Below are 229 nucleotides of genomic sequence, written 5' to 3'. Positions count from 1 at the left end.
GCATTCAGTCCGGATGGTAAGACGATAGCTTCTGGCAGTGTTGACAACACAGTACGGTTGTGGAATCTTAACGGGCAGCTACTCAAAACCCTCAGTGGGCATGGCAGTTCTGTCAGGAGTGTGGCATTCAGTCCGGATGGTAAGACGATTGCTTCTGGCAATAATGACAACACGGTACGGTTGTGGAATCTCAACGGGCAGCTACTCAAAACCCTCAGTGGGCATAGCG

1 protein-coding gene is annotated in these 229 nt (G+C 51.1%); it reads left to right on the top strand.

Annotated elements, in window-relative coordinates; genetic code table 11:
- Window positions 1–229 (top strand): WD40 repeat domain-containing protein (locus ACM0OZ_RS49450; RefSeq protein ID WP_414590255.1); only part of this gene is annotated, 229 nt, incomplete at both ends.

Source organism: Scytonema sp. PCC 10023, from assembly GCF_963920835.1.
GTDB lineage: Bacteria > Cyanobacteriota > Cyanobacteriia > Cyanobacteriales > Nostocaceae > Kalymmatonema.
Note: the sequence above shows the minus strand (reverse complement) of the source record. Positions and strands in the feature narration are given on the sequence as shown.